The organism is Rhizobium sp. WSM409, assembly GCF_057653825.1.
This window is the reverse complement of sequence record NZ_CM172794.1, coordinates 3495551-3502500: the sequence shown is the minus strand read 5'-3', so window position 1 is coordinate 3502500 and position 6950 is coordinate 3495551. Positions and strand designations below refer to the sequence as shown.

Annotated in this window: 3 protein-coding genes, 1 tRNA gene and 2 rRNA genes; all 6 read left to right on the top strand. The window is 56.6% G+C overall.

All coding sequences use genetic code 11. The features are described from left to right. Positions 1-448 precede the first annotated feature (448 nt). The 6 genes from AC25BC_RS17410 to AC25BC_RS17385 all read left to right on the top strand — a co-directional run bounded on the left by AC25BC_RS17410 (position 449) and on the right by AC25BC_RS17385 (position 6860). A 23S ribosomal RNA gene (locus tag AC25BC_RS17410) occupies positions 449-3354 on the top strand. Positions 3355-3583: 229 nt separating this feature from the next. After that, positions 3584-3698: ribosomal RNA gene (gene rrf / locus AC25BC_RS17405) — 5S ribosomal RNA — on the top strand. A 130-nt stretch (positions 3699-3828) separates the two neighbouring features. Beyond that, positions 3829-3905: transfer RNA gene (locus tag AC25BC_RS17400), tRNA-Met, on the top strand. Between the two features lie 792 nt (positions 3906-4697). Continuing rightward, positions 4698-5501: an SDR family NAD(P)-dependent oxidoreductase gene (locus AC25BC_RS17395; protein WP_026157462.1), complete on the top strand. Its 804-nt coding sequence runs from the start codon at positions 4698-4700 to the stop codon at positions 5499-5501. A gap of 80 nt (positions 5502-5581) precedes the next feature. After that, positions 5582-6076 carry an FAD-dependent oxidoreductase gene (locus tag AC25BC_RS17390; RefSeq protein WP_281023984.1) on the top strand — a complete coding sequence of 165 codons (495 nt, stop codon included), beginning with the start codon at positions 5582-5584 and terminating at the stop codon, positions 6074-6076. Then, positions 5979-6860, top strand: a complete 882-nt coding sequence (locus AC25BC_RS17385; RefSeq protein ID WP_260687148.1) for an FAD-dependent oxidoreductase — start codon at positions 5979-5981, stop codon at positions 6858-6860. Before AC25BC_RS17390 ends, AC25BC_RS17385 begins: the two co-directional genes overlap by 98 nt. Positions 6861-6950 lie beyond the last annotated feature (90 nt).

The window sequence follows — 6950 nt, the reverse complement described above, 5'->3', positions numbered from 1 at the left end:
CTTACGAGCTGATGCGTGTTCTGCATACATTGTGAAGAGAAGATTGATCTGGAGGCTTCCAGGTGTCGGGTTCTGCCCTTTTGGGTTTAACTTGGCGTCCGAGCCCAGTTCTGATGATCCCATGGATGGCCTAGCCGGCCGGATATGGGTGAAGGACTGGAGGTAGGAAGGAAGCTTGTCGCTCTGGGTCGTTGTTGTTTGTGGTCTTTAGGGACTGCATCTGACGGACGACTTGATTACCGTTGCCTGACCGCGCGGTATCGGATCATATCTCGAGAAGCTGGTCTTAAGACAGGCTGCAAGCGAGCTGCTCGGCGTAGCTCCAATAAAGCAGACCTGTCGAACACGTTAATGGCATTGTTGGATTGACTGGGTTGTAAAAGGTAACCCGGTCTGTTGCCATTCCTTTGGAATGGGCAACGAGACGATGAGCATTGGCAATGAGAACGATTAAGTGTCGTAAGGGCATTTGGTGGATGCCTTGGCATGCACAGGCGATGAAGGACGTGATACGCTGCGAAAAGCCGTGGGGAGCTGCGAATGAGCTTTGATCCATGGATCTCCGAATGGGGCAACCCACCTTAAATACCTAGAAAATCATTCTGGTTGTCGGATCTTCGATCCGACATTACGGCGAACGATCGCCGACGGCCTCTGGCCTGTATGGGAGTTTCCCATGCTGTGCGGAGTGCGTCGCCGGTTGTCTGGCGTGAGTGAAAACCCGAATGGTTTCTAGGTATTGTGATAAGGTATCTACACCTGAATACATAGGGTGTAAGAAGCGAACGCAGGGAACTGAAACATCTAAGTACCTGCAGGAAAGGACATCAACCGAGACTCCGCAAGTAGTGGCGAGCGAACGCGGACCAGGCCAGTGGCAATTGTGATTAAAGTGGAACGCTCTGGAAAGTGCGGCCGTAGTGGGTGACAGCCCCGTACGCGTAGATATCATGATTGTCCTAGAGTAGGGCGGGACACGAGAAATCCTGTCTGAACATGGGGAGACCACTCTCCAAGCCTAAGTACTCGTGCATGACCGATAGCGAACAAGTACCGTGAGGGAAAGGTGAAAAGCACCCCGACAAGGGGAGTGAAATAGAACCTGAAACCGGATGCCTACAAACAGTCGGAGCCCGCAAGGGTGACGGCGTACCTTTTGTATAATGGGTCAACGACTTAGTGTAACAAGCAAGCTTAAGCCGGTAGGTGTAGGCGAAGCGAAAGCGAGTCTGAATAGGGCGATTTAGTTTGTTGCATTAGACCCGAAACCGAGTGATCTAGCCATGAGCAGGTTGAAGGTTGGGTAACACCAACTGGAGGACCGAACCCGCATCTGTTGCAATAGATTGGGATGACTTGTGGCTAGGGGTGAAAGGCCAATCAAACTCGGAAATAGCTGGTTCTCCGCGAAATCTATTTAGGTAGAGCGTCGAGCGAATACCCCCGGGGGTAGAGCACTGGATGGGCTATGGGGACTCACCGTCTTACTGATCCTAACCAAACTCCGAATACCGGGGAGTACTACTCGGCAGACACACGGCGGGTGCTAACGTCCGTCGTGAAAAGGGCAACAACCCTAACCTCCAGCTAAGGTCCCCAAGTCATGGCTAAGTGGGAAAGGATGTGAGGATCCCAAAACAACCAGGATGTTGGCTTAGAAGCAGCCATCATTTAAAGAAAGCGTAACAGCTCACTGGTCTAAATAAGGGTCTTTGCGCCGAAAATGTAACGGGGCTGAAGCCATGCACCGAAGCTGAGGATTTGCGAGTAATCGCAAGTGGTAGCGGAGCGTTCCGTAAGCTGATGAAGGGAGACCCGTGAGGGCTCCTGGAGGTATCGGAAGTGCGAATGTTGACATGAGTAACGATAAAGAGGGTGAGAGACCCTCTCGCCGAAAGACCAAGGGTTCCTGCTTAAAGTTAATCTGAGCAGGGTTAGCCGGCCCCTAAGGCGAGGCAGAAATGCGTAGTCGATGGGAACCACGTTAATATTCGTGGGCCTGGTGGTAGTGACGGATTGCACAAGTTGTTCATTCTTATTGGATTGGATGGGCAGCGGAGCGGTTCCAGGAAATAGCTCCACCGTATAGACCGTACCCGAAACCGACACAGGTGGTCAGGTAGAGTATACCAAGGCGCTTGAGAGAACTATGTTGAAGGAACTCGGCAAATTGCACGCGTAACTTCGGAAGAAGCGTGACCCCATGGTAGGCAACTATTATGGGGTGGCACAGACCAGGGGGTAGCGACTGTTTATCAAAAACACAGGGCTCTGCGAAGTCGCAAGACGACGTATAGGGTCTGACGCCTGCCCGGTGCTGGAAGGTTAAGAGGAGAGGTGCAAGCTTTGAATCGAAGCCCCAGTAAACGGCGGCCGTAACTATAACGGTCCTAAGGTAGCGAAATTCCTTGTCGGGTAAGTTCCGACCTGCACGAATGGCGTAACGACTTCCCCGCTGTCTCCAACATAGACTCAGTGAAATTGAATTCCCCGTGAAGATGCGGGGTTCCTGCGGTCAGACGGAAAGACCCCGTGCACCTTTACTATAGCTTTACACTGGCATTCGTGTCGGCATGTGTAGGATAGGTGGTAGGCTTTGAAGCGGGGACGCCAGTTTCCGTGGAGCCATCCTTGAAATACCACCCTTATCGTCATGGATGTCTAACCGCGGCCCGTCATCCGGGTCCGGGACAGTGTATGGTGGGTAGTTTGACTGGGGCGGTCGCCTCCGAAAGAGTAACGGAGGCGCGCGATGGTGGGCTCAGACCGGTCGGAAATCGGTCGTCGAGTGCAATGGCATAAGCCCGCCTGACTGCGAGACTGACAAGTCGAGCAGAGACGAAAGTCGGTCATAGTGATCCGGTGGTCCCGCGTGGAAGGGCCATCGCTCAACGGATAAAAGGTACGCCGGGGATAACAGGCTGATGACCCCCAAGAGTCCATATCGACGGGGTTGTTTGGCACCTCGATGTCGGCTCATCGCATCCTGGGGCTGGAGCAGGTCCCAAGGGTTTGGCTGTTCGCCAATTAAAGCGGTACGTGAGCTGGGTTCAGAACGTCGTGAGACAGTTCGGTCCCTATCTGCCGTGGGTGTAGGAATATTGACAGGATCTGTCCCTAGTACGAGAGGACCGGGATGGACATATCTCTGGTGGACCTGTTGTCCTGCCAAGGGCATAGCAGGGTAGCTACATATGGACGGGATAACCGCTGAAGGCATCTAAGCGGGAAACCCACCTGAAAACGAGTATTCCCTATCAGAGCCGTGGAAGACGACCACGTTGATAGGCCGGGTGTGGAAGTGCGGCAACGCATGAAGCTTACCGGTACTAATAGCTCGATTGGCTTGATCGTTCTCATTGACTATGCTCATCGAACTTCGTTCGATGTGCCAGACCTTTGTCCTGGCGCTGTCGCGGCTTTGCCGCTTCGCTCCGGACGGGCCGCGCCACAAGGCGCGACGGCCACTTGGCCTTGCGGAGCGCTGCTCCGACGCCCTCAAGAAGGTTCAAAGACGTGTTCAAAAAAAGAAAACAGGCTAACGCCTGCCAGCTTCTCAAAACATATAGTTGCGCTTTGCCGACCTGGTGGTTATGGCGGGGTGGCTGCACCCGTTCCCTTTCCGAACACGGCCGTGAAACGCCCCTGCGCCCATGGTACTTCGTCTTAAGACGCGGGAGAGTAGGTCGCTGCCAGGTCTGCAAAACGCAACTGATGTAAAACAATCTTCTCAGAACAAACTCTGCGGCCCATGCCGAACAAAAAGGGCCGCTCACAAGCGGCCTTTTGTGTTACAATACATCAGCAAATCTCAATGATTTGCTCTGGCGCGGGGTGGAGCAGCCCGGTAGCTCGTCAGGCTCATAACCTGAAGGCCGCAGGTTCAAATCCTGCCCCCGCAACCAATCCTTCCCTTAGATACTCCCAAGCCCCTGCCATGCAGGGGCTTTTTGTGTTGCCAGAAGAGAGCAATATCGCTGGCGCGAAGACTTCATCTTCGCTGGCGACGGTAGCTCCTCGTCCTGCGGACCATAACCTGAAGGCCGCAGGTTCAAATCCTGCCCCCGCAACCAAACAAATAGCCGCCTTCAGGGCGGCTTTTTGTTTGGTAACGGGTCGAGGGTTTAATGCCTAATCAGGGGCCCGCAAGAAGGCGTAGCCGACGCAGCGGGACAGAAAACTACAAATCCTGCCCCCGCAACCAAATCCTTCCTCTTAAAGATCAGCATCTACCTTCTTATCGCTGGCGGAAAAGCTTCGCTTTCCCTGGCGATGGTAGCTCCTCGTTCGCAGAGCTCACCATAACCTGAAGGGTGAGCGGTCGATCGGGCCCGCCCGATAAAACAGTCCACTGAACTGTTTAAGACCCGAACGGGGCAAAGCCTCAAACCGAAACCAAATTCCATAAAAATAATACGCAAAAGCCCCGGACCGTAAAACGGCCGGGGCTTTGTTGTTTTTGCCGAATGGCGCTGCCGACCCAAGATTTGACGTTGGAACTGCTACAGCAAATTCGGCCACCTTCCGGCAACTTTCGTCAGAGCTTGCCCGTTCGATCCACGGCGCCTTTCTGGTCGGGATACTACTGCCAGATAGCATACCGCCTCCACATCGCACTTTACAACTATATAACATAGTTGCTACGTTGCTAAAGATAGAGAGGCGGGCCCGCTGACTGGTTGTTTGGGCTGCCCTTAATGAAGGACGCTGCGACGATGCCTGGGACTTATGCTACTTTTTCCGACGATAGTTTTGCGGGCCGAACGGTCTTAATCACGGGCGCAGCGAGCGGGATGGGTCTTGAAACTGCAAGGGCCTTCGCCAGCAAGGGCGCGGAAGTCGTCATGGCCGATCGTGATGAGGCGGGGTTGAAGCGCTACGGTGCGGAGCTGCGCAATGACGGCACGGCTGTCCATACCGTGACGGTGGATGTCAGCAATCAGGAAAGCATCGACAGGGCTTTCGATTATTGCGACGCCAATCTCGCGCGCCTTGACAACGTCGTGACATGTGCGGCGATCATCACGGCCAAGCGTATATTCGAGCAGGATCGGGCGCATTGGCACCGCGTGCTCGACGTCAATCTGCTCGGCAGCTTCTTCGTCGTGCAGGGCGCAGTCAAACGCATGCTCGACAACCCCGATGGCGGCAACATCGTCTGCATCGCCTCGGATGCCGGCGTGCATGGCGGCGGCGGGCTGATTGCCGATACCGCCTATGCGGCATCGAAGGCCGGGACCCTGTCGATGGTCAAATCGGTGGCGCGGGAACTTGCGGGCAAGAAGATCCGCATTAACGCGCTGAACCCCGGGCCGACGGATTCCCCGATGCACTCCCATATCGACCAGTCGCTGAAGGACCGTATTGCCGGCAATCTGCCGATGCGGCGCATGGGGCGGCCGGAGGACATGGCGGCGGCAATCATGTTCCTGTGCTCGGATGCAGCCAGCTTTACCTACGGCGCCGCGCTCGATGTCGATGGCGGATCGATGTTCCGCTAGACGGGGAGGGGATAAACGTATGCAGCAGAGCCCGCCGTTATGCCTATTCGGCCGATATTCCCGAACTCGATGATGTCGATGTGCTCGTCATCGGGGGCGGACTATCGGGATTATCGGCCGCGGTCGCGGCGGCACGTCTTGGCGTGCGGGTACGTCTTGTGGAGCGCTACGGCTTCCTCGGCGGCAATCTCACGGCGGGCCTCGTCGGCCCCTGCATGACCTCCTATTCGCTCGATGGCAGCCAGCAACTGATCCGCGGCATCTACGAAGAATTCGTTCAGCGGATGATGGCGCTCGGCGGCGCGCTGCATCCGAGTACCATCCCGGCAGGTTCGGCCTATTGCGGCTTCATCGTCTACGGCCATGACAAGGTGACCCCTTTCCAGCCTGAGGCGGCGAAGGTCGCGGCGCAGCGTATGTGCGTCGAGGCAGGAGTGGAATTGTTGCTGCACACCATGGTCGTGGATGCCATCGTCGATGACCATGATGCGGACAATCCCCGGTGCTCGGGGTTGTTTGCGCCGGCAAGGGCTGAGGAGCGCTCGTGCGAAGGTCGTCGTCGATTGCTCGGCTGATGGCGATGTCGCCCATTATGCCGGCGTCCATACCCGTCAGGGGCGGGAAAGCGACGGCCTTTCCCAGCCGCAAACATTGTTCTTCCGCGTGCAGAATGTCGATGACCAGGTGGTGGAGGATTACATCCGCGCGCATCCGCAGGACTTTCGGCCTTTCGCCTCGATCGTCGCCAAGGCGACGGCAGAAGGCCGCTTTCCCGCGCCTCGCCGCGGCATCGGCCTCTACAAGACCATGGAACCGGGCGTCTGGCGCATCAATACCGGCCGCGTGTTGCGCCGCAATGGGGCTGACTCCCTTGAGCTCTCGCTTGCCGAGGTTGAAGGCCGCGAGCAGACAGTGGCGCTGCTCGATTTCTTCCGCGACAATCTGCCCGGCTTCGAACAGGTGGAACTGCGGGACACGGCAACCCAGATCGGCGTGCGGGAAACCCGACGGATCGATGGCGCCTACGAACTGACGCTGCAAGACTTGCATTCCGGCCGCCCCTTCGACGATGTCGTGGCATTGTGCGGCTATCCGCTCGATATTCACGACCCCACAGGCTCGGGCGGTGGTACCGGTGGCCAGGGGCTTGATGCGGCCAATATTTACCAGATACCTTACCGGGTCATGCTGCCGCGCGTTCATGAGGGCCTGTTGGTGTCCGGCCGCGCCGTTTCGGCGACGCATGAGGCGCTCAGTGCCATTCGCGTCATGCCGCCCTGTTTTGCGCTCGGCCAGGCGGCCGGTGTTGCCGCGGCACTTTCGGTCGGCAACAGGGCAAGCCCCCGGCATGTCGACTAGGCGGATTTGCGCAGGGAACTTCTGGCCCAAGGCGCTTATCTTGGCTGACGGAAGGAGAAAGCGCGGAAGCGATACCCGCGTTATCTCAAG

Excerpts from the sequence above, each read along its gene's own strand:
- AC25BC_RS17385 (WP_260687148.1), top strand. The coding sequence starts at position 5,979 with ATGACCATGATGCGGACAATCCCCGGTGCTCGGGGTTGTTTGCGCCGG.
- AC25BC_RS17395 (WP_026157462.1), top strand. The coding sequence starts at position 4,698 with ATGAAGGACGCTGCGACGATGCCTGGGACTTATGCTACTTTTTCCGAC.